The organism is Arthrobacter sp. B0427-1-12 (assembly GCF_059092905.1).
Genome location: NZ_JBNHIC010000016.1, coordinates 29952 through 50681, shown reverse-complemented (window position 1 = coordinate 50681; position 20730 = coordinate 29952). Strand labels below are relative to the sequence as shown.

Genomic DNA, 20730 nt, shown 5'->3' with positions numbered 1-20730 from the left:
TGCGGTGTGGCCTTCAGACTGCTTCGGCAAAAGCGGTCTTTCCTCCCGCCTGTAGTGAACCGAATGAGTTGGTTGTTAGCGGGAGATGGTCTCGTCCCGCTTTCCCTCCCGGCCCCCGTTCCCCGTCAACCTTACGAAAATTCCCGCAACGACTACCAGAACGAGCAATCCTGCGAGCATGAAACGAGGCAGATTCGGGTCTGGGACTGCGATTATTGTTCCCGCGATTGCGAGAAGAGCCACTATCTGCAGCCACGACAAGCTGAAGTTCTTGCGCATCTGTTCCCCGCCTCACACCGGACCAATGTCCGCTCATCCTTGCGTGAAACTGCTGTGAGGGCAATACATCTCCACTGAGAAGCCAGCCGTCTCGCCGAGGGAGCCTTCTTAACCGCGGGATGCAGGCACTCTCAGGGGCAGAAACCTTCGCCCCCACACTTGAGACTTAAGGTCCGTTTGAATGGGCGGCAGGACTCCCTCATCCATCGACTCGAGGATGCCCCTCCTTGTCAGGCTCCGACATGCCTCGCCTGCCCTTTCCTACAGCCGAAAAGATGAAAAAGGTGACGAAAAACATCGGCAGGCCCATGAAAAGCAGCATGTCGAGTCTGTCCGTACGGATGGCCCAAACTATAACTCCAGTAAGAACTATCAGAGCAGCGGAGCGAGCGATCCAGCGCCTTTTCATGGATGGGGCCCTTCAAGAGGCGGTTTCTGTAGTTATGCAGCGGTCCTGGAAGTGAGCCCTAAGCTTTTCCTTGCCGGGAGAGGGAGCGGGGTTGAGTGTCCTTATCAGTGAATCGTGAATGTCAATCTATCAAGCGAGGACTCACAGGACGATCCCCTAAACAAGGGCTCGAAACTTACGTGATCCGCAGAAGCACTGCCTCGACAAGGAACCTCTGTTATCCGGCTGGCCAGAAGAATCGTCAGCTCCATGCCTCTGGCCGCAGCGCTTTTTGCAGCCTGTTAAGTCAACGGCGCCAGCGTCGGACGGCGACAATTAGACCGACCGTAGCCAGCACGGGAAGCACAATGAAGATGTTCGCCGAGCCGGCTCCAAGGGTCCATATCCCGAGCATGAGCAACCAACACAGCACGGTGACGAAAGCGGCCAGCACCACCACTGTGGGGACCTGGTTCCGCTGAAAAGATTGATGGGACATGCCACTTCTCCTGCCTGCAGAAGGTTCGGAATCTGTCTTGTCATCACAGCACGAAGCCACGTAACCGGCCAGCCCCACGGCACGGGAATGCCTTCCTCGGCACAGAATTAGCTAGGGCTATGTGACCCCACATACCGACTCGATCGGGAATGCCTTTTATCGAGCCCCTTGCACGAAACAGTATGCACAGGCCGAGCCGGCTGGGCTGCCGCCGAGCATCGGGAGAGCGACTTAGCGGTCCTGCCGACCGGTCCCCATCCGTTGTTATGCGCTGCCGTCGAGTTGCTTCTTCCTGGCCCTCAGCATCGTCCAGATGGCGGCCGCGATGGCAAGAAAGAAAACAGCAAGCGGGGGCAGAATGGTTGCCAAGGTGAGCCCGCCGGACAGTGCGGCGGCAATTGCACCGGCGCCGAGAACTAATCCTGTCAAAGCCGAGCCCGTCATGATCCTCTTCCAGATGTCGGCATCACGGCTGCTGAGCTGGGAGGCGGTGAATTTCTGAGTGACCTCTGGCTCAAACAGTTGGGCAAGAGACATACCTGTGAGGCACGGAAAGAGTGCCAGTGCTTGATTGGCAAAAAAGTTCGGAGCGCTGATGACCGCAACAACGACCGTGACAACCCCGAACCCGATGACGGACATGTACTTCCATCGGCGGCGGGTCAGTCTGAGCCTGCCACCGTGGCTGCGTCCGGACAGCACGACAACCCCGGCAAGGACAACGAGACCGGCCGCAACGGATACCAGGATGCGTAGCCAGGAATCAAAGGGCAGGCCCCAGAAAAGGACACCGGACAGGACCCCCAGGACGATGACCACAAGCCCGTCAGCAATCCGGAGGCCGGTTTCAGCCTTCGCGGACATCATGCCCTAATTCGATCCGGTTGCCCTGCCGGTGTCAATCATCTCCGGCCCTACCGTCTCGGCCAAGGTGGCGTGCCGCAAGCGACTTACAGAAATGCATTACGCCGCCTCAGGCGCTGACTTTGAGAGTGAGTGCCGCGATAAGGAACAAGAGACCAATGAAGCTAAGCGTCATGAGGGCAATCCGGGTGGATCCTAAGGCTTCCCCTTTGGCGCGTGGATTCTTCATCGCATAAATAGCCGCAGGAAATCCAAGCAGGATGGCTATCATCATCAACACGAACGGGTCCATCTGCACGGGATTCCTCCTGTAGTTCGTTGAATCCTAAGCGGACCTGACGTGGAAGGTGTCACGCCGTCGTTTGACGCTCCAACTTGAGATGGACCCTTCCTTGCTGCGGACCCGGACGGGCTTCTTTGTTTGCAGAACCTGAAGGTGCTGGGGGTACTCGCAGCCGGTTCGCCGTGCGAACTCGACAGCGAACTGCTCATTGACGAGCCGGGCGAGGTCCTTTTTGGTCATGCCCATGTAGACGGCAAGTGCGATCAGAAGGACGAAAGCGGCGACCAGGACGGTGGCAAGGAGCCAGCCCTCGATGATCTCTCGCATTCTGAGCTGTACGGCAACCAGGACGATGCCTACAAATATCGGGGTGGTCACGCGCTCCGCGACTTCCATAAGCCAGTATTTACGGACATCGGGAAACGTGACGGTGAAACCGTCCTTGCTCATCAGCACCCCCGGGCCCTGCCTTATCAGTCCCTGCTCATGGATCGTGGTGCTCAATGTACCAAGCCTTGAAACCGCTGGCGAGGGGCCCAGGAACAGCCGTCCTTACCCTCATGCCGGCACGCCTCATACAGATCCGTGGGCAGGGGAATCACACGTGGCAAGCCGATTTATCTCGAGCGAAACTGTCACGGGTCCCGCACCTGGTGGGGCACCCTGCAGGTAAACCAGAGGCACGATTTCGCATCATCTCCCCGAAATTGTCTTGCCTCTCTGGTTCGGAATCCTCGACAGTCCTAGGCTGAGCCCCGACAGCCTGAAAGCCCGGCCCTCCAACAGCCCACCGGATGTGGGGTTAACAAAGGGGTGCAGAAATGCGCAGAGGAATCAAAATCGCTATTGCCGCAGCTGCGGTTGCAGGAGCTGCAGCAGTGGCTATCGCCGCGGTACCGACACCCGAGCCCAGGGACGCGTCCCGGATCATAGATTCACTGGCCAGGCCCCAGCAGGCGGAGGACAGAGTTCCTGCGGCGTGGGAGTCCCGCCTGCCCATGGATCTTGATCCCTCGAAGACCCGGCTGCTGGGAACAGTGGAGCCTGTCACCTACTACGGGGTGCCCAGCGGTGACGACAAGCTCTGCATGATTGCCGCGGACCCCACTGACGCCAACGGACTCGGATCCATTGGCTGCACGCTGCTGGTGAGCTTCGAAGGCAGCGGCCTGAAGATGGAGAATCCGGAGCGAACCGAAGCAGCCTGGCTCGTGGCTCCGTCCTCGGCCGCCAAGAGTCTGGAGAGGGTCAAAGACCAGTCAGGATGGAGCCAGCAGGCACCGAACTTCCTGGTCCGGACAGACCACTAATCGCCTCTCCAGCACCCGTGAACCGGTCTTCAATATGGTGCCTTGGAATCTGATCGCTGCAAGGGCCAAGCGCAAAGTTCGCCACGAACCCCTGCAGAGTATGTTTGGCGAAAGTGTCTTTTGTCTTGCGCAGCGCACAAGCTGCGGGCTACAGGCGCCTTCGCTGAGACAGTCTCTGTCATGCAAATGCGCACGGAGTGATTGGGCTTACGGTTCCAGTGCGGGTATGCCGAGGCGCTGGCAGATGTCGGGGCCGCCGGGTATTACCGCGGCCATGTCTTGGTAGACGCATGCCGTCAGTTCCGGTACCGGGTACTTGGGGCCGTTGGGATCGTCGGGGTTGAATCCGCTGTTCGGATCCCGGAGAGCAGGGTTCATGCCGTTCCGGGTCAGAACACCTTCCCGCCAGGCTTCCGCGCACCGCTCGACCGCACTTCCGGTGTCTTCACCTGGCAGCTGAGCCAAACCGAGTCCGTCAGGTTCGTTGAGGTCCTGGCTGTAGAAGCAGCGGATGAAGGTCTGGTCGGGTACGGACTGGCTGGCCACGTAGAAGGCGCCAGCCGTGGTGCCGGCTGCGACAATGCCGGCCAGGACGATCAGGCCGGTGTGCCTGTTCCTTTTCTTCTCCGGTTTGCGGATTTCCGCGTTCATGGCCGCCAGCAGGACCGTTCTGGTCTGTTCGCGGCGCGCCCGCGGGAAGTCTTCGGTGTCGATGTCCGGGATGCCCATCATTCTCTCCCTTCCACAAGTTCGCTGCTGTCCGTGGCCAATTCCGGTCCCTCGGATTTGAACCTGGACCGGACCCGGTTGAGCCGGGACCGGACGGTGCCGACCGGGATCCGCAGGGTGGCCGCGGCCTGCTCGTAGGTCTGTTCCTGGACCAGACACAGGATGGCCACGTCCCGGTCTTTGGCCGGCAGGCGGTCGAAGGCTTTCAGGACCTCCTGCATTTCGCGTTCGGCGTCGACCTTGGCGGCGGTCGCGTCGGCGGGATCGGGCTGCTGCCTCGGGACCGGCAGCCGCTGCAGCAGCGCCTCGTACCGGCGCTTCGAGCGGTTCCGATTCCGGTCGACATTGGTGGCTACGCCGAAGAGCCAGGGAATCATCGGTTTGCGTTCGATGTGCAGCTGGTCCCGGTGGCGCCAGGCCTCCATGAAGGTCATGCTGACGATTTCCTCGGCCTCGTGCCAGGAGCCGGTACGGCGGAAGGCATACCGGTAGACCGCATCGGCGTGCCGGTCAAAGATAATGCCGAACGCGTCCGGATCCCCGCGCGCGCACCGCTTCAGCAGCGCCTCGTCGCTCTCACCGTCTAAAGAAGAAGGTTCCCCCATACCTAGTAGTGTCCACCACTGCGAAAAAGGTTCACGAAGATCTGACCGTCAAGGTGTGTGATAGAAGAAACTCGCTCACACCGGTAACAAGCAACAAGGTGTCAGCCGTCTTGACGAAGGACCGGCTCTGTATGGGCCTCCTGCCGGACAGGGATGCGCCGCCGCTTCAGTCATACAGGGCGTAGCCTGACTGCATAAGTGATACGGAAGTTGTTGCTTATGCGGGAGCTCTCCGTGATCGCGTGTCAGGAATTCCCTATAGCGATGAGACCAGGACGGGCATCATGGCGGAACAGATGTTGCATCCCACGCCCCGCAGCCGGTGGGAGCAGGTCTTGGACGTGGGCGGAACGTTCGCCACATTCTTCATTATTTTCAGCGCGTTCACCCTGCTGCGCGAGGCGGTGGGATTGTGGCCTGCCATCGTCATCGTGCTCCTGAGTGCTGTCGTTCTGACAAGCATTTCAGGCCGCTTCATCGCATCGTTGAAACAAGCGCGCGCAGCCAAGGACGCTGAACAGGGTCTTTTTGAATGCCACCTTCGGTACGGCAAACCTGTCCCGGGCTCCTCCAGACGCCCTTGGTCCATAGGCTATGCACAGGTAAAGGGCGGCACTCTCACCTTCCAGGCCAAAAATGGCGTATCAGGTCCTCTGGCCGGGCCCCTGAAAACCTTCTCAAACCTCGTACCCCTTGATAGACCAGACCCGTCCGCAAAAGGTCCATGGCCCATAAGGGGAAAAATCGTAACGCTCGATACCGACAAGGGCCCCATCGATTTGGCAGCATCCGAGACCGGCCTGAAGCTGCTCGCAGCCCACTACTCAGGCCACGGGAACCCGGACCGTCCCGGCACAAACCGGCCAGCCTAGTGAGGGCCAGCGGCACTCAACTGATGTCTTCCCCGTCCGGCTTGCAGTCGGCCGGTTGGGAGTGCTGCCTAGGCCCTGGATGGAGGCTTCAGATGTCGTCCTCGTCCTCGCCGGGGTATTCGAAGGGACCGAGCTCTTCAATTAGCTTCTTGCCCTTGGGCGTGAAGGCAAGCATGAATCTTTCGCCGTTGCTGGGTGAATCGAACGGCCATTCTTCCAATTTCCACTGTCGGCTCAGCCACCACCTTGTAATCTCCTCAAAGGCTTCGTTTGGAGTGCAATCCCACGGTTCGAACTTTTCCCGGACGTTCCCAGGAATCATCAGACCTTGGAAAAGCAATTCGGCAAGTACTCCGATAGCCATAACCTGCTGATCCAGGGGATCCTTGGCCCCCGCAAACCAGGCAAAAGAGGCTAGGTCTCCTGCGCCAACCCAATCGCTCTGGCCTTCATAGAGGGCTCGATGCGCTGCGGGGCTGATGACGTACTTGTCCACCGGTTCATTGCTCATGGTTGTCGCGGTTCCCCTTACCTCGTGATCTGAACGGCGTCTGAGCGCCAAGGACCTTCATCGTGCCGGAAGCTGAATCGCCCCGCCAACTTTGAGCGTCCCGGTTGCCGGCCGCCTGCCGGCCTCACCCCGGTCGTCTGAACCGCTGCGGGGGCTCGGCCTGTCAGGGAGACAGGAGGCAGGAGGCTTGGTCCCCTGCGCAGTGCAGGGGACCCGGACTCGGCCCGGCTCGAACGGGCTGTCACCCTCTCCGTCATGGGTGCGGTCATCCGGAGCCAGCGCACCTTGAGCGAGGACGAATCTATTAACTCACGCTGCATGTGCTCGATGAACGCCAGCGGCTTCCATTCCGTTAGCGGGCAGGCTGAAAGCCCTTTTCGAGTACCTAGGCCAACGGTCAGGTGAGCTTTCTTCGATTAGAGGCTTAGCAGCAGTTGGATGCCATCGGCAACGCGGGTGAGTTCCTCACCTGGTTCGAGGGTCACTTTCCCACAGACGGTCCATTCGTCAGGAAAGGACGGATCCTGCAGGGCGAACATCAGCTGGATGTGGCCATTATGTTCGGCGCGGAGGTTCAGGTCGCCTTCCAAAGACTCATAGTGCTTGGTGCCGGCCCACCCAGTCCAGTGAGCGGCCAAGTCCTCGAAGAAGTCTCGGAGGTCGTCAAAGGCGTTGGCGTAGTGGGGCGTAATTCTCCGGCTTGCCGTCAGACCTTCCAGCTCAACCGAAACACGAAGGCTCAGCATTTCCGAATCGTCACCGCGTTTTACTTCGTCGAACACGATCCTGTTGAAATGGCCAACCACTACTCTGTTCATTGGCCCATTCTGCATTATCTGGAAGATCGGTCGGAGAACATGACCGGCACGAGTAGCGCCCTTACCTACACCGGTCTGTCTTACCTGCCGCCCGGCTTAGTACAGGCAGCTTGTGGACCATCGGGTGCAAGGCACTTCTTAGGCATAAGCGTTTAGTGATCGTTTCATCTGGAAAAGAAGCGCCACCGCTTTCATGGAACCCTCATCACCGGCGTCCCTGCTTGGTACATTGAGCATCACGATCCACTGCTGTGGACCGGCCGCAGCATGGATGGGGGGTCCTGATGGGCAAAGACGGGTTTACCATTACGTTTCCCGAGCTGCACCGGTACTGGGTTGCCGATTTCCTGTTTCGGCTTTCCGGCCCGCTGGTCGGTGTTGTGGTTCTGCTGGTTTTGTTCTCCGTGAACGCGGATTCAAAAGGCTTTTACACGGTGCTCCTGCTTGCCGTGTTTGTTCTGTCCACCGGGCTCCGAATCTACTGCTCCAGGACTACGAAGAGGTTGGCTCCGCTCGTCAATGAACGGTTCGCAGTTGAATTCATGCTGCGCACCGGACAGGAATACCCCCAGCACCTTCAGATCCTGAAGATCAAGGAAACCATTCCGGCCCGCAACCAGGACGGCTCCATCTCGCTCTGGAGTGTCAGACATCGGCGCGATGCCTTCCGCATTGCACCGCTTTAGAACCTGAGGAACTGTGCACAAGCCGCCTGTACTGAGCTGGGACCTTGCACGGCATGCATCTCTGTCTTTGTCTGGGTTGTTTGGGAGTGTGGAACGTTTGATGCCGAACGGCAGGGGGACTGTCAGGTGCTACGGGCCTAGAATCAAGTGGCATCGGGACCTGTTGCAGGGAAGGACTCGAAGTGTGGGACGAATCCATGGAAAGGCCGTACCTGAACCGCCTCATCACCGTTTCGGGTGTGGTCGGCACACCGGTGATCATCGCAGTCCTGGTCCTGGGGACCTTGTTTGATCTTGCCCTCTGGACCGAGATGCTCATCATTGCCGCGGTCGCGACTCTGATCCTTGGGCCTCTTGGTGTTGCCGCTGTCAGGGAACGTCAACGCATCCAGGCCGCAAGCTCCGGCAACCAGCCGGCGCCGCCCGACGGCCCTGCCAGCGGCGAGCCGCCTTCTCCGGCCGCACCACACGACTTCTCCTCCGCAACGGAAGAAGAAAAGCCGCAGTCGCGGCCCCTTGAGCTGACCCTGGCTTTCTGGCTCTGGATCGGTACCGCCGTATTGATTGGCGGTGCGGTCGTCACTGTTGTCGTGCTTGCCGGCCTTGGCATCCTGCCCATCACTGACGCTGCAACCCCGCTGGGGTTGCTCATCTTCCTGGCAGTGGTGGTCCTCATTCTTCTGATGGTCGGCGTCGGGTTCATCTACTCCATGAAAGACGGGGACTGGCTGTCCAGGTACTACCTGACCGAGGCCGGTGTAGCTGCCGCGCTGCCTCTGCTGATGGCCTGGAAATGGCCATTCCTGCTGGCGTTCCTGCTGCCGGCGGCAGCAACAATCCTCATGTGGCTGCCGAAGACAAATGCCTACTTCCACACTGCCCAGAAAAAGAATCCGGCGCTGCGACGCCCCGATTAACCTAACGGCCGCCTATTGGAGAACCTGTCTCAACAAAGGTGCCTACTGCCCGCACCTTGGCTGACGGCAGCCGGGGCGTCTACTAGTGCGGGACATCCCAGCGGTCGGAAGCCCTGGGCCGGGGATGTCCTGACGGTGCTGTACCGGATGATCGAGCCGTGGGAAAGCCATAGGGCAGACCGTTGGAGTGGTGCTCTTGCGTAATAAGCGGCCGCGTATGGAAGCGGAACCGTGGAGCCGCCAGGTAGCGGACTGATCCCGTCATACGATGAGCTGTCAAAGGAACACGGCCCGCCGGCGATGCCCGGGCCAGACGCTGAGGACCGACACTCAGCAGAATTGGGGGATCTAGTGAGTGTGAACGGAACCGAAGGCCAGCAGGCTGAGGCATCCGGAAATCCAGTACAGCTGCCGTACGGGGGTCCGGGAGTTCAGGGGCAGCTGCCGCCCGGCGACTGGGTGTACGTCCCCTCGTCGGCCCACCTGCAGGTACTGTCCAAGCCGCCCGCATCTGGGCTCCGGATCGCCGCAGGAATCATGTCGATCCTGCTCGGGCTGTGCAACCTGCTGGTCGTTCTTGTTCTCATGACCGAACCGGACCTGTTTGGCCTCGAAACGTTCGACCCCGGGACCCTGGTACTGCTGGCCTGCGGTTTCGGCAGCATCGTCGTGGGGATCGTCCTGCTGGTTCTGCAGAGGTCGCGCCGCAAGGGGGCACCCCTCACGGCGTCCGTCTTCACCGTGGCAAGCTTCCTGCTGTGCCTGGGCCTGACGGGTACCGAAATGGGACTGGGGCTGTTTATCCTGCAGCTCATGTTCATGGTGCCAGCAGCTACCTTGCTGATCCTGGTTCTGGTTGCTGATTCCAGACGCTCCTGAAGGAAGGCCCTGCGGTAGCAGGGCCTTCCTCATGTCCGCAGGCCAGAGCCGGATGTCGTGGGGGGGCTGCGACGATTGTGTTTCTAAAAGTGCCTTTGGCTTGCCTCTTGCCTTTCGAACGCTGCAAGCCCCCAGGGCAAAGGCTCACCACAAACACGTCCACCTTGTCTTTGGTGAATGTGTCTTTCGTCTTGCGCAGCGCACAAGCCGCGGGAGACAAGAGGCCGGGTAACTCCATGTATCGGTTGATCCCTGCTGGGAATCGCGGAGCACTGTCCATGCCCTGTCGCTTCCCACAGTCCCTCTATACGCTGAGCTCAGGAGACTTCCAGCCGCCTGACATTGGAGAGTCAAATGGTCCTGCTTGGCACGATTATTTTGATGGTGGCCACAGCTCTGTGCACCAGTGCGGCGGTCATTGACGCCCGCAATCCTTCGAACGGACCTACCCGATATTTTGCCTCCGGCGCTGATGACAGTCTTCGCAGCCCTCGCATCTGGCTATTGATGGCAGGGATCCTGTTAGCAATGGCGGGAGACACGGTGCTGTCTGCGGCCAGAGTTGTCGGCGGTCTCTGGGATATGCCGCTGTTCCTGGCCCTCGTGTTGGCCCCCTATGCCATACATAGAGCCATTCAGGTTCGAAAAAACCGGCGTGCTCAGCAGCAGACCACAGATCTGCCGTGAAAAGTGCGGGACCCACTCGAATCGAGTGAATCCGGCCGCCCATCAATAATCCGAGCGGATTCACTGAGTCGCCCAGCCCGCGGGCCGTAAGAGATTATTCGTTGAACCGGCGGTCCTGCTCTTCTATAGCGGATAGCAGGTCTGTAAGGTCCCGTGTACCTTGCCCGCCATCATTCATCGTTGTAGCGAGGGAAGGACGGCATTCCAGTTCCACGACGCTGCCCTGGTCCGCGGGAAGGATGTGCGCGGTTATTTGTTGGCCCCAGGAATTGATGTTGGCTCTGCCCCGTATCGTGATGAGGTCGTCCCGGACATTCTTGATGGAGAAACGAGGAAGTTCGGCCACTGCGGTCAGGATGAGTTCTTTTGCCTCCTGCGCAGATCTCCGAAGGTGAACTGTTGTGTGGGCTAGTACTCCGTCGACGGTGATCTGCCGGTTGGACCCGGACGTTACTGTTCCCTTCTGGAAGGGGTGTCCTGCTGCTGACTGCTCGCCGGGGATGCTGTTCAATGCGGCTGATCGCCGCAGCTTCGCACGCTGTTCATCCAGGCTTCGGGCTTCGCGCTGGACGGCAAGAACCATGGGCACGTCAATACCGACCATGAACACGGCCACGATCAGCACCGTGAGCCATAGGTCGAGAACGCTGCTCAATGCAATGGCAAGGAACAGCAGCGGGAGTGACGCAGCTAGGGATATCTTCAGGTAGCGCATCATTCTGGAGGTCGGTATTGAGCTGTCCATAGATCACAGTGTGTCCTGCAGCGTTCGGGCCGAAAGATATTGACTCTCGAAATCTCAGCTGGCGATCCTCCCGTGACCGCGGCAGTTTCCTGCAGGAATGTCGCGCGTCCACGCCTTACAGCTCGCCTGTACTGAGCTGGGCAGGATCTACGACAGACTTGCCGAGATATTCCGGGGCAACCGTATAACCACATTGCGGTACCTTCACAGCCATTCCGCCAGAGTGTTGGATGAGTGTACGAGAACAGCTAAGCGAGCCGCGAAAGCAGGCAATTCCTGCATTTTCCGCTTGTAGGCTCGAGGGCGGGATTTGCACGCTCTTGCGAAGTGGACGCGTGATAGGGGAGATCATGACGGGTGGTACAGGACCGCTGAACCAGGACGTCGGCGACAGGTCATCCGGAGAAGACTCCAATGGCCCTGGTAAGGATGATTCACCGATAACACTTAGACAGGCGAGCTGGGCACTGCTCTTCGTTGTCCTGTACGTGGCTGTCTTCACAGGCGCAGTGTTGGCGGTCGGCCAGCTCGACGTCGTTCATTTCACGCCCGGGGGCCTGATCATGCTGTTCCTGCCCGGAGCGACCGCTGCGGGCATGCTCGCGCTTTATGTTCACCTCATCCGCAAGCATCGTCTGGGCCTTGGCGTGCTTGGGTTTCTGCGGCTCACGCCCAGGATGTTCCATCTGCTCTGGCAGATCCCCGTGGCCATTGTGGCTGCTGCCTTTTTTCAGCAGCTTTTCCTGGCTGTTCTTGCCGTTCTGAATGTCGATGTCGCAGCGGCCGGATCCTCCAATGACGCCATAGTCATGATCGCTGAACTGCCGGCTCCGTCCGTGGCGATCGCGTTCGTCGTCATTGCGGTACTCACGCCACTGTGGGAGGAAGTGCTGTTCAGGGGTGCTTTCCTCAGCGGCTTCCTGCGGCGGTTCAAGCCTTCCGTAGCGATCCTGCTGTCCGCTGCACTCTTCGCGTCAGTCCATCTGGTGCTGCTCGGCTTCGGGTACCTATTCGCCCTGGGCGTTGCCCTGGCGCTCCTTCGCCGCTTCCACCGGAACCTCTGGGCGCCTGTGCTGCTTCACGCCGCGAACAACGCCATGGTAATGCTCTTGGTGTTAACGGTCGCTTGAATGAGCGTCAGGTTGTACATGAAAGGCCCAACGCCGGGTTCCGCCTCTGCTGTCTCAACAGCGGAATGGTTCTTATCTGGCGGAATCAGAGAGAGCCTAATCATCTGTTTATCCCGGGAAGTTTCGTGGCTCGGCGCCGGTCCCTTGCCAATTGGTAGAGGGCCGCTGTCATGACCAGGGGAACGACAAGATAGTAGATTCTCCCCGGATTCATCCCGATGAGGATTGCTGCTCCAATCCAAAATAGGACCGTAACAACGAGGTAGACCCAAAAATAGACTGGAGATTCGTGGATTCTTCGTTTCATCTATTGTCCCGAGGGCTTTCGCTAGGTGCGGAAGCTGCCGTGCGTTCCAGGAACCGGGTCGTCTGATGAAACTGCCACACGATCATGATGGTTCCCGCGACAAGGAGCCCGAGGGTAGGAATCCATAACACTCCCAGAACACTATCCCGGGCGTTCACCAGCTGCGGTCCGAGGATGAGCAGGTACCCCGGTATGAGCAGCAGCCCCTGGGCCAGACCCTGCCGTAGCTGAACCGCTGCGCCGCGGGCCACGGTCAGCTCCTCCGGCACCGGGGGGATCCGGCCATAGATCTGTTTCCGGATCCTCTTTTGTTCAGGCTTCTCCAGCCATACGAGTGCCTGCGCCCGCTGCGGGCGGACCTCTGGTTTCACCTTCTTGCTCGCATACACGAACGCGCCGATCATGACACCGATTCCCGCGAGCATTAGGCCAACGCCGAGGTGCTGGGGCCATTCTTCCTGAACGTTTCCGACGATGAGGGCCATGATGAGAAAACCGATGCCTGCCAGGACGAGGACGCCAAGAGGCAGATAAACCAGGAAGTAGGCCCGCAAGGCCTTGCTGATCCCGTAGTCGGTGATCCCCTCGGCGATTTTCGTAGCCTTGGCCCAGCGGACCGCGGCTTCCGTATCAGCATCAGTCACCTTGGCCATCCCCTTAGACGAGAAACCTTGCGTTCCGGACAGTGCTCTAACAGTGCTTCAGTGATGACCAGTTGTCCATAGGCCGTCTCGTCAGGAGCAGCGCATACCCCGCGGCTCTGGAGACGATCGAAACCGGCCTTCAAGCCGCCTGAAAACCATCAACCCCGAGAGTCACCAAAACCCGGGGCAGCCCCTTATGCCTGGCGGACACGGGTCCTCCGGGCAGACATGCCCAGCGCCAAGTCAGCTACGGACACAACCATGCCAAGGTCACTGACGTAGTCACCCACCCTCGGAGTTTCGGCCGGTCCACCCTGTTCGAACCTGCGGGTCCACCCATACGCGTGCGCCACCCCGCTGGTCGTGTGCCAGATGAACGCCAGGTGTTCAGCCAAGAATGGTTCATCTTCCTCCAAAGGAGGCAAACAGTCCGCAAGTGTCTGGGTCATCCTTCGAATCATCGTGGCCTCGCCCGGAGTACGCTTTCCTCCCGTCAGTTGCTGGTGATTATCCCGCGCCTGGGTCGCCATGATCGGCGGGATGGACGGGAACCGCTCAAAGCTTTCGAAAGCGTCGCAAGCGCTCATTGCGCTGCGGCTCTCGGTGCCGGCAACTTCTTTGCCGTTCTGCAATCTCTGCTCTCGGTTATCGGAGGCAAGCACATATACGACGCGGGCACTGCCAACCAGTGCTGTTCTTAGGAGTGTCTGCAGCACCACAGGCCGTGTCTCAAGCCCGGCCATGATGACTTTGAAGACTGTATCCAGAGAACCAATCGACGCGTCGATACCGGCATCCACGATGAGAGACGGAGAAAATCCCATCCGGTTGGCTTCACTTTCATCCGTATGGAGGTCGCATCCGGATAGCGGGGGAAGCTGCACCGCGCTCCATCGATCGTAGAAAGTCTGCACCACCTGAAGATGGTGCATGAAATACTTCTTGGCCCCAGGAGCGTCTAGACCGATAGCAAATCCCATGCCATCAGCTCTAACACACGGAACGGAAACAGACGTGAGCTGCGATCCGCTTCTACGAGCCAGCGCTGCAACAAACAGAGCGCCGGTAGAACCAAAGCATCTCGGAGTCCTCGGTACGTAAGCCGCCTGTTGAGACGCTGCAGCAGCTGTCCGTACACGTGGTTTGAGAACGCCGATTGTCTATCTACTGGTAACCATGGAGAGAATCACCGAGGCAACGCATATTCCGGCAAGCACCCAGAGGATCGGCCAGTTGAGACGAGGCCAGTACCTTTCCTTTGGGTTCTTCAAGTACGCCAATATCGGTCGATATAAGACTGCGACAAAAATCAGTCCTGCAAGTCCGCTCAAGAGCGCGAAGAAGAAACTCCAGGTCATGGTGTGATCCTAATCGTCGCAACGTTCTTCTGGGCCGACTCCGAAGCGGCGCCAAACGGAACAGTGGTCAGGGATAAAGGCGTCGTCCTCTGCGGTCCCAGTCTTCCCTGCGGGCCTCTTCCTCATCCCAGAACGGTGAGTCATTGCGTCGAACACGGAGCAGATAACCGAGGAAGACCATACTGAGGATGAAAGCTGCACCAGCAAGGAGAAGGACGGGCCGGTTCCACTCTTCACCCTGCCCGGGCAGCGCAGTGAAGGCTAGCAGGCCGCTGGTGAGGACTTGGAATGCCCAAGCCCCGAGCATGAACCGGAAGCTGCCGCGAGTCATTCTAGGTTCCAGCCGCTTACGGCCGCCCGTATCCGACATGCTCGGAGCCTACAACCGTTTGCTCAGGTTGTCGCGGGCATTGACCCCGTCCCGGTGGGAGGGGTGGTTGCGCAGGGGCCCGAAGTTCCACGGCCGCACCTCTGGATTCCGGGCCCCATGTGGGCTTCCATGGAGTTATGGGCGGTTCGAAGGCGTTGCTCGCCATAGTGGTGCAGGCCGGTCTTATTGGTCTGGTGCTCGTTCCGCTGGTGTGGCTTTATGCCGCGAACGCTGGCTGGGCAGGTGCCCTGTGGGTGATGGTGCCGCTATGGTTCGTGGTTTCGTTCATCATCCCCTACATTCCGCGTTACGGGCAGCGCCGGAATGAGGCCCGGGGCCACCTTGACTGTTTTGTCCGCGTCATTGACGGCTCCATCCCGCCGCTGACCGCCAGGTGGAAGCCTGCTGTGGTCACACCGCGTGAGGGGCGGCTGGTGCTGGAGACCTCCCGCAGCGGCTACGGCGACATTGTTCTGACCCATGTTGGTGTTGTGGGTCAGGAGCGTGAGCCGACCTGGCCCGAGGCCCTGTTCCGATTCCGGCCCACGTGGCGGGTCCTCACGGTCCCTGCCGAGGAAGGCACGGTTGAGCTGGCGGTCTCGCCGCAGAACCTGAGCAAAGTGGTGGGCACGATCATGGAAACCGAGCGGCAGTAGACCGGGAACCGTGCGGGGAGTGACTGCTCGCCCGATCCCTTGACGGGGTTACCCGCATGGCTGAACAGGGGTGAGCACCACGACGGACAGCGGCAGGAGTGCGATGGGCAGGTGCGGGGACGGTGCTTTGCGGATTCATGGGAGTTGGATCCGGAATCATGTCTCGTAGGAAAAGGCCAGCAGGAAAATAACCGCAGTGGGTGCCGCGCTCATCGAAGGCTACCTCGTGCAGCTGCTGTCAGTGACAAAAGCGTCCCCTATTCTGCCTATTTCGGAACAACCAGAGGGAGGAATCGTCCTGAGAGGTAGTTGTGTTGCTCTGCGAAAACGGCGGCCTGCTGGCTTCGCCCGCCGCCCTACTTTCAGAAGGGTGGTAGGACCGGACGGAGGACTGTAGCGTCTGTGTCACCTCAGAACGGATAAAAACAAGTCAGAGGACGGGCAGAACGACGTGAACCGGTTCCAGATGATCCGAAGGTTCCCACAGCCACTTAAGGCGCTGCATATCCTGTACCTGGTTGCCTTCACTGCGGCGTCCATCAGCATTGTCGTGATCGTGCTCCTCCGTTTGAACGAGTACATCGATATCATTCTCTGGGTCGTTGCGTTCTTCGGTGCCGTGCTCATCCTGTTGGGGCTGGTGATGGTCACCGATTACCGCGGCAGTACCCGGGCCTTCGCCGCTGCGCTGAAGGACTACAAGCCCAGGGGCGTCGACTACTCCCGGTCTTTTTGGTCCACCCCCCGAGCCGTGAGGCTGATGGGAGCGGGCTATCTCGTGGCGGGCCTCTGGTTCAATTACGGCGTCTTCTTCGGCTTCGGACTCGGCCGCTTTACCGACTGAGGTTTCCAGTCGGACTCTTGACCGGGCCACGGTTCCCGGTAGTCTCCGGTCATGGAGTTCCTCCAAGTGTTCAGCAGGTTTCCGCTGCTGATCCGGATTCTGTACCTGGCGCTGTTCCTATGGCAGGCACGGTTTTGGCCCTTACGGATCTGCGCGAACAGGCACAGTGGGCCTCCGCCGCTGCCGGAGCCATACTGGTCATCCTCGGGGTTATCCTCGTCCCGAATCTTTTCGGAACCGCACAGGCTATGGCCGATGCCATGAAGACCTATCGGCCTGCCGGCGTTGACTACTCCCAATCATTTTTGGCCACGCCCCTGTTCCTGCGGCTGTTCGGTGGTATGTCCATCGTCGTGGGCATCGCCTTCATGTTCTTCAGCCCCTTTACCACCAACGGAAGCTAACGCTGCAGGAGTGACTGTAACCGGTTCAACTGTCTCTGCCAGAACATCCCGGAACCAGCTGGTTGAAAATCTCCGAGACATCGATTTCAGCTGTGGTTTGGCTCCACCGCTGGGATGAATCTTCTGGCCTGCGGGTGGAGAAGGACGCCGGAGGAGCAAAACGGCGTTCTGCGGCGGATAACGTGGCGGGCATGGAACAGATTCTGAAATTCTTGCGTCGCTGGGGTGCGCCTTTGGCGGCTCTGGTGTTCTGCGTCCTTTGGACGGGCCGTCACTGGGGCCTCTACGGTTACTTCCTGGCCGAGCAGGGCAGGCTTCCGGTCATCGTTCTGGTCTCGGTGGCCATAGCGCTGGCGGGCCGCTGGGCCGCGGCGTCCCTCGCGGCGACAGCGGTGCTGCTGGTTCTGCAGCTGGTCCATCTCCTGGAACCGATGATCGCCACGCCGTGGCAGGTCTACATCGGTGCCTTTGTGGCTTTGGGTTTCATGGTCTGGACGGCATCGCCCCGGATGAGGGTGGTCGCCGGCGGTGTGACGGCGGTTTTCGCCGGTGTCATGGCGTTCGTCATGCTTTCGCGGCAGTACGGTATGGGGGCCTACTGGGCCTCGCCCCTGGTGATCGCAAATGCTCCGCAGAAAACGATGATCGGCCTGTGGTGGCAGTGCTGGGCGGTCCTGCTCCTCATCGCCGCAGGCTGCGCGGCCGTCGGCATCCTGCTGCGGCTGTATGAGGAGCGCGGCACGCTCTTCCATGCCCGTGACGAGGCCCGGGCGAGTCTCAGGGAAGCCGAGGTCGAGCTGGTCGTTGAGCAGGAGCGGACCAGGATCGCCCGCGACCTGCATGACGTGCTCGCGCACTCACTGGCGGTCATCGCCGCACAGGCGGACGGGGCCCGCTACATCGGCAAGGGACAGCCGCAGCCGGTGCTGGATGCCCTCGGGACGATCTCCGGGTCGGCACGCCGCGCCCTCGTGGACGCCCAGCGCGTCATCGAAGGGGTACGTGAAGACGGTCTGGCGGCGCCGCAGCCGAAGCTGAGCGACATCGAACCGCTGGTGCACCAGATGAGCGGCAGCCTCAAGATCCGCCGGACCGAAACCGGGGCACCGGTCGAGCTCGGCGCCGGCCAGCAGCTGGCGGTCTTCCGGATCGTCCAGGAGTGCCTGACCAATGCGCTAAAACACGGCGGCCGCGGCACGGCCGTACGCCTGCATTTGGACTGGTCCGGCCCGGGTCTGACCCTGCATGCGGCCTCGGCACTGCGCCCCGCCGCGGCGGGCCAGACCGGTGAGGGCGGTACAGCAGCAGAACGGGTGGGGCGGGGTGTTCCCGGGATGCGGGAGCGGGCCCACCTGGCCGGCGGCTGGCTCACCACCGGAGCCGACGGCGAGGACTTCCGCGTCACCGCATTCATTCCCTACGGCTCCCGCCCGCCGGCAGGCACCGCCACCGGTGCCTTGGTGCCGGCAGCGGCCGATGGCGATCCACGCCCCGCACTGGAGGCGACGGCGTCAGCCGGGGGGCCGGAGGAAAACCCCCGTGGCTGATCCGGCCAGGATCTCGGTGGCGCTGGTGGACGACCAGCCGTCCTTCCGCGCGGGCATCCGCATGATCGTGGAAAGCCAGTCGGACATGGAGCTGGCAGGCGAGGCCGGCGACGGCGAACAGGCCGTCACCCTGGCCGCTGACTGCCGCCCGGACGTGATGCTGATGGACCTGCGGATGCCGGTGCTCGACGGCGTGGAGGCGACCCGGCGGATCACGGCGGCGGCCGAGGCCGCCGGGACCGACAAACCTAGGATCATCGCCCTGACCACCTTCAACCGGGACCAGGCGGTCGTCGATGCCGTACAGGCCGGGGCCGCCGGGTACCTGCTCAAGAGCGCCGAGCCGGACTTCCTCCTGTCCGCCATCCGCACGGTGTATTCCGGCTACTCCGTGATAGCACCCGGCTCAGCCCATGACCTCTTCCAGCACGCGGCCCGGACAATGCCTGCGGCCGGACCCGACATGACAGTGCTCGAAGAGCTCTCCGTGCGGGAGCGGGACGTGTTCCTGCTCGCGGCCAAAGGACTGGGCAACACGGACATCGCAGGAAGCCTGTTCGTCTCCGAGGCAACGGTCAAGACCCACCTGCGCTCCGTGCTGGGCAAGCTCGGCCTGCGGACCAGGCTACAACTGGTGGCCTTCGCCTACGAACACCGCCTCCTGTGACAAGGAAACCGGCAGATACAGGGAAAAACGGGAAGTGCGCCGGCTTGTTCCGCTCGAGGTGATGATTGCCGTCGGCGACCCCGTCGATGAAATCCGGAAGTACTACCCGGACTATTCTCCAGCTGCCCGATAGCCTCGCGAAGGAACGTTCAAAGTACCCGGGTGGTGGGACGCCAGGGCAAGGAATGACCGCCGCACACGGCCGAACCGCCTCGTGCCTTCTAAGCGGTACGACAGAAGAAATTCGCTCACACCGGTACCAAGCAACTAGGCATCAGCCGTCTTGATGAAAGACCGGCTTAGTACGGGCGGCAGGCAAGACAAGGACACATGCGTGCCGGTAATTACTCGTTTCATCGAGAAGCAGTGCAGTCTCGCCTCATGACAGGTCCTAGTAGCCTGAATATGCTGGAGACGACCTTGCAACCTCCTACGAGCTGGCATTCCCCGGAAAGGGGCACGGCAATGGACAGTCAGAGGCAGAGGCGGAACCGTTTGGTTGCCGTGGTGGTCGTTCTAGCGCTGTGCCTGTGGTCTCTGATGATGGCCCTGCTGCGAGAAGCAGACACCGTCAGCTTTGGGCAGCGGGTACCACTAATCATCCTGTGTCTTGCCACCGGCGCCGTCCTTTTGGGCTACCTTTTGCGCGGCAAATGGAAGGGTGCTCCGCTGATCTTCGCTCCCAGAGGCAACTGGTGGATCACAGTTCTCCTCTGCGCCGCCATAGCCGGCTACGTCATCTGGTACACGATCCTGGGAACAGAAGCCCCATTCGGCCTGACTCCTTGGCCCTTGATCATTGGCGCGAACGTCGCCTTCAGTTTCAGGCCCCAGTCTGCGGAGACTCAACCCCGCGCTGTTCCCCGACCAGAAAAAGCTTAGGACGCACTTCGGGACTGCCGCATTCCAGCTGTTGTTGAAAGGTCGTCCAGCTGCCTCGACAGGTCGGGCATACATCTCGCACCTTCTGAGCTCGATCGTCAGAAGACTAGTTCTCCTGATCTAAGGAGCCGCTGCGTTCGGCCAGCTGCCGCCGGAGGGAGTCGATGCGCTCCAATCTCCGTTTCAATGTGATCGTCCCCCATGTGCCGAGACCGATGAAAATGGCAGCGCCGGCCAGGAAGAACGGCGCCCACTCGGGGACTAAATACGCATCGTAAAGCTGAAGCCCGACAGCACCGGCCATGATGAGGGGAGTCACGCGGACGTTGGTGCGCACCTGATGACGTCTGGCCGCCAGCTCCGGTCCCCAGTCCAAGACAAAGCTCTGGTTTGGAAGCACTCCGCTTGCAACAGCCGCCTCAAGGGCCGTCCCCTCAGTGGCGGCCTGGCGTGCGCGGCCACCGCGGGGAACGGAAGCTAAGTTTAGGACCACCGCGATGGTCACCCCGCTGCCGATGGCTATGGGGAAGAGGCCCCAGTCAGGGTTCCCTCCTTGTAGGGCCACGACCATGGCGATCGTTATCAGCGCCGCGACCAAAGCCTGAACAATGATCAGGGCCCACCAGGAGCGACGCGTGAGCAGGCCAGAGCGGGCGCTGTCAGATGCGCTGTCCTTCATGTCGGGAGCCTAGCCGACACCCAGTTCACGCGATAGAGCTTCCACACCTCCTGCGCCGACAGAGGATGTCTTTCAGGGCGTTCGCTGCAAGCCCCAAGGCAAAAGCTCACTACGAACACGTTCACCTTGGATTGGATGAAGGTGTCTTTCGTCTTGCGCAGTACACAAGC

25 protein-coding genes are annotated in these 20730 nt (G+C 60.5%); 13 read left to right on the top strand and 12 right to left on the bottom strand.

Features of this window, described 5'->3' with window-relative positions:
* Positions 1–974 precede the first annotated feature (974 nt).
* From AC5RWU_RS11645 to AC5RWU_RS11630, 4 genes are all read right to left on the bottom strand, one after another.
* Complete coding sequence (locus tag AC5RWU_RS11645) at positions 975–1166, bottom strand: hypothetical protein (protein WP_494031830.1); 192 nt, start codon at positions 1164–1166, stop codon at positions 975–977.
* A 264-nt stretch (positions 1167–1430) separates the two neighbouring features.
* On the bottom strand, positions 1431–2033 hold the full coding sequence (locus AC5RWU_RS11640; RefSeq protein WP_494037000.1) for a hypothetical protein: 603 nt from the start codon (positions 2031–2033) through the stop codon (positions 1431–1433).
* Between the two features lie 106 nt (positions 2034–2139).
* Positions 2140–2328: a hypothetical protein gene (locus AC5RWU_RS11635; protein ID WP_494031832.1), complete on the bottom strand. Its 189-nt coding sequence runs from the start codon at positions 2326–2328 to the stop codon at positions 2140–2142.
* A gap of 27 nt (positions 2329–2355) precedes the next feature.
* Positions 2356–2817: a hypothetical protein gene (locus AC5RWU_RS11630; RefSeq protein ID WP_494031833.1), complete on the bottom strand. Its 462-nt coding sequence runs from the start codon at positions 2815–2817 to the stop codon at positions 2356–2358.
* 317 nt (positions 2818–3134) lie between these two features.
* Here AC5RWU_RS11630 and AC5RWU_RS11625 point away from each other — a divergent pair, with 317 nt between their 5' ends.
* Entirely contained in the window at positions 3135–3623 is a 489-nt protein-coding gene (locus tag AC5RWU_RS11625) for a hypothetical protein (RefSeq protein WP_494031834.1), read from the top strand.
* Between the two features lie 207 nt (positions 3624–3830).
* On the opposite strand, the gene AC5RWU_RS11620 is transcribed toward AC5RWU_RS11625, so the two are convergent.
* On the bottom strand, positions 3831–4355 hold the full coding sequence (locus AC5RWU_RS11620) for a hypothetical protein (protein ID WP_494031835.1): 525 nt from the start codon (positions 4353–4355) through the stop codon (positions 3831–3833).
* On the bottom strand, positions 4352–4957 hold the full coding sequence (locus tag AC5RWU_RS11615; RefSeq protein ID WP_494031836.1) for an RNA polymerase sigma factor: 606 nt from the start codon (positions 4955–4957) through the stop codon (positions 4352–4354). The genes AC5RWU_RS11620 and AC5RWU_RS11615 overlap by 4 nt, the downstream gene beginning before the upstream one ends.
* Before the next feature lie 284 nt (positions 4958–5241).
* Between AC5RWU_RS11615 and AC5RWU_RS11610 the strand changes: the two genes are divergently transcribed.
* Entirely contained in the window at positions 5242–5829 is a 588-nt protein-coding gene (locus AC5RWU_RS11610; RefSeq protein WP_494031837.1) for a hypothetical protein, read from the top strand.
* A gap of 88 nt (positions 5830–5917) precedes the next feature.
* Here the strand turns inward: AC5RWU_RS11610 and AC5RWU_RS11605 are convergent, their stop codons facing one another.
* Together AC5RWU_RS11605 and AC5RWU_RS11600 are read right to left on the bottom strand one after the other, a co-directional pair.
* Positions 5918–6340 carry a hypothetical protein gene (locus tag AC5RWU_RS11605; RefSeq protein ID WP_494031838.1) on the bottom strand — a complete coding sequence of 141 codons (423 nt, stop codon included), beginning with the start codon at positions 6338–6340 and terminating at the stop codon, positions 5918–5920.
* A 416-nt stretch (positions 6341–6756) separates the two neighbouring features.
* The gene (locus AC5RWU_RS11600) at positions 6757–7158 is read right to left on the bottom strand and encodes a DUF6228 family protein (protein ID WP_494031839.1); all 402 of its coding nucleotides are present in this window, start codon (positions 7156–7158) and stop codon (positions 6757–6759) included.
* A gap of 284 nt (positions 7159–7442) precedes the next feature.
* Between AC5RWU_RS11600 and AC5RWU_RS11595 the strand changes: the two genes are divergently transcribed.
* The 4 genes from AC5RWU_RS11595 to AC5RWU_RS11580 all read left to right on the top strand — a co-directional run bounded on the left by AC5RWU_RS11595 (position 7443) and on the right by AC5RWU_RS11580 (position 10327).
* The gene (locus AC5RWU_RS11595) at positions 7443–7844 is read left to right on the top strand and encodes a hypothetical protein (RefSeq protein ID WP_494031840.1); all 402 of its coding nucleotides are present in this window, start codon (positions 7443–7445) and stop codon (positions 7842–7844) included.
* Positions 7845–8026: 182 nt separating this feature from the next.
* On the top strand, positions 8027–8761 hold the full coding sequence (locus tag AC5RWU_RS11590) for a hypothetical protein (protein ID WP_494031841.1): 735 nt from the start codon (positions 8027–8029) through the stop codon (positions 8759–8761).
* A gap of 351 nt (positions 8762–9112) precedes the next feature.
* A complete protein-coding gene (locus AC5RWU_RS11585; RefSeq protein WP_494031842.1) occupies positions 9113–9640 on the top strand; it encodes a hypothetical protein in 528 nt (175 codons plus the stop codon).
* A 354-nt stretch (positions 9641–9994) separates the two neighbouring features.
* Entirely contained in the window at positions 9995–10327 is a 333-nt protein-coding gene (locus tag AC5RWU_RS11580; RefSeq protein ID WP_494031843.1) for a hypothetical protein, read from the top strand.
* 94 nt (positions 10328–10421) lie between these two features.
* On the opposite strand, the gene AC5RWU_RS11575 is transcribed toward AC5RWU_RS11580, so the two are convergent.
* Complete coding sequence (locus AC5RWU_RS11575) at positions 10422–11072, bottom strand: hypothetical protein (RefSeq protein ID WP_494031844.1); 651 nt, start codon at positions 11070–11072, stop codon at positions 10422–10424.
* A 230-nt stretch (positions 11073–11302) separates the two neighbouring features.
* On the opposite strand from AC5RWU_RS11575, the gene AC5RWU_RS11570 reads away from it, so the two are divergent.
* Positions 11303–12202, top strand: coding sequence for a CPBP family intramembrane glutamic endopeptidase (locus AC5RWU_RS11570; protein ID WP_494036999.1), 900 nt, complete (start codon positions 11303–11305; stop codon positions 12200–12202).
* 303 nt (positions 12203–12505) lie between these two features.
* Here AC5RWU_RS11570 and AC5RWU_RS11565 read toward each other — a convergent pair whose 3' ends face one another.
* Both AC5RWU_RS11565 and AC5RWU_RS11560 read right to left on the bottom strand, forming a co-directional pair.
* Entirely contained in the window at positions 12506–13153 is a 648-nt protein-coding gene (locus AC5RWU_RS11565) for a hypothetical protein (protein WP_494031846.1), read from the bottom strand.
* 194 nt (positions 13154–13347) lie between these two features.
* A complete protein-coding gene (locus tag AC5RWU_RS11560; protein ID WP_494036998.1) occupies positions 13348–14085 on the bottom strand; it encodes a hypothetical protein in 738 nt (245 codons plus the stop codon).
* Positions 14086–15018: 933 nt separating this feature from the next.
* Between AC5RWU_RS11560 and AC5RWU_RS11555 the strand changes: the two genes are divergently transcribed.
* From AC5RWU_RS11555 to AC5RWU_RS11530, 6 genes are all read left to right on the top strand, one after another.
* Positions 15019–15537: a hypothetical protein gene (locus tag AC5RWU_RS11555; RefSeq protein ID WP_494031849.1), complete on the top strand. Its 519-nt coding sequence runs from the start codon at positions 15019–15021 to the stop codon at positions 15535–15537.
* A 451-nt stretch (positions 15538–15988) separates the two neighbouring features.
* Positions 15989–16381, top strand: a complete 393-nt coding sequence (locus AC5RWU_RS11550) for a hypothetical protein (RefSeq protein WP_494031850.1) — start codon at positions 15989–15991, stop codon at positions 16379–16381.
* 134 nt (positions 16382–16515) lie between these two features.
* Entirely contained in the window at positions 16516–16785 is a 270-nt protein-coding gene (locus AC5RWU_RS11545) for a hypothetical protein (protein WP_494031851.1), read from the top strand.
* 191 nt (positions 16786–16976) lie between these two features.
* On the top strand, positions 16977–18332 hold the full coding sequence (locus AC5RWU_RS11540; RefSeq protein ID WP_494031852.1) for a sensor histidine kinase: 1356 nt from the start codon (positions 16977–16979) through the stop codon (positions 18330–18332).
* Complete coding sequence (locus AC5RWU_RS11535; protein WP_494031853.1) at positions 18325–18999, top strand: response regulator; 675 nt, start codon at positions 18325–18327, stop codon at positions 18997–18999. Before AC5RWU_RS11540 ends, AC5RWU_RS11535 begins: the two co-directional genes overlap by 8 nt.
* A 465-nt stretch (positions 19000–19464) precedes the next feature.
* A complete protein-coding gene (locus AC5RWU_RS11530; RefSeq protein WP_494036997.1) occupies positions 19465–19881 on the top strand; it encodes a hypothetical protein in 417 nt (138 codons plus the stop codon).
* Positions 19882–19987: 106 nt separating this feature from the next.
* On the opposite strand, the gene AC5RWU_RS11525 is transcribed toward AC5RWU_RS11530, so the two are convergent.
* Positions 19988–20560 carry a hypothetical protein gene (locus tag AC5RWU_RS11525; protein WP_494031855.1) on the bottom strand — a complete coding sequence of 191 codons (573 nt, stop codon included), beginning with the start codon at positions 20558–20560 and terminating at the stop codon, positions 19988–19990.
* Positions 20561–20730 lie beyond the last annotated feature (170 nt).

Bases quoted from the DNA above. Each gene is read 5' to 3' on its own strand.
- AC5RWU_RS11540 (WP_494031852.1), top strand. From the start codon at position 16,977: ATGGAACAGATTCTGAAATTCTTGCGTCGCTGGGGTGCGCCTTTGGCG.
- AC5RWU_RS11595 (WP_494031840.1), top strand. From the start codon at position 7,443: ATGGGCAAAGACGGGTTTACCATTACGTTTCCCGAGCTGCACCGGTAC.
- AC5RWU_RS11580 (WP_494031843.1), top strand. From the start codon at position 9,995: ATGGTCCTGCTTGGCACGATTATTTTGATGGTGGCCACAGCTCTGTGC.
- AC5RWU_RS11525 (WP_494031855.1), bottom strand. From the start codon at position 20,560: ATGAAGGACAGCGCATCTGACAGCGCCCGCTCTGGCCTGCTCACGCGT.
- AC5RWU_RS11645 (WP_494031830.1), bottom strand. From the start codon at position 1,166: ATGTCCCATCAATCTTTTCAGCGGAACCAGGTCCCCACAGTGGTGGTG.
- AC5RWU_RS11560 (WP_494036998.1), bottom strand. From the start codon at position 14,085: ATGCACCATCTTCAGGTGGTGCAGACTTTCTACGATCGATGGAGCGCG.
- AC5RWU_RS11555 (WP_494031849.1), top strand. From the start codon at position 15,019: ATGGGCGGTTCGAAGGCGTTGCTCGCCATAGTGGTGCAGGCCGGTCTT.
- AC5RWU_RS11640 (WP_494037000.1), bottom strand. From the start codon at position 2,033: ATGATGTCCGCGAAGGCTGAAACCGGCCTCCGGATTGCTGACGGGCTT.
- AC5RWU_RS11570 (WP_494036999.1), top strand. From the start codon at position 11,303: ATGAGTGTACGAGAACAGCTAAGCGAGCCGCGAAAGCAGGCAATTCCT.
- AC5RWU_RS11625 (WP_494031834.1), top strand. From the start codon at position 3,135: ATGCGCAGAGGAATCAAAATCGCTATTGCCGCAGCTGCGGTTGCAGGA.
- AC5RWU_RS11605 (WP_494031838.1), bottom strand. From the start codon at position 6,340: ATGAGCAATGAACCGGTGGACAAGTACGTCATCAGCCCCGCAGCGCAT.
- AC5RWU_RS11600 (WP_494031839.1), bottom strand. From the start codon at position 7,158: ATGAACAGAGTAGTGGTTGGCCATTTCAACAGGATCGTGTTCGACGAA.
- AC5RWU_RS11530 (WP_494036997.1), top strand. From the start codon at position 19,465: ATGGACAGTCAGAGGCAGAGGCGGAACCGTTTGGTTGCCGTGGTGGTC.
- AC5RWU_RS11575 (WP_494031844.1), bottom strand. From the start codon at position 11,072: ATGGACAGCTCAATACCGACCTCCAGAATGATGCGCTACCTGAAGATA.
- AC5RWU_RS11620 (WP_494031835.1), bottom strand. From the start codon at position 4,355: ATGATGGGCATCCCGGACATCGACACCGAAGACTTCCCGCGGGCGCGC.
- AC5RWU_RS11610 (WP_494031837.1), top strand. From the start codon at position 5,242: ATGGCGGAACAGATGTTGCATCCCACGCCCCGCAGCCGGTGGGAGCAG.
- AC5RWU_RS11615 (WP_494031836.1), bottom strand. From the start codon at position 4,957: ATGGGGGAACCTTCTTCTTTAGACGGTGAGAGCGACGAGGCGCTGCTG.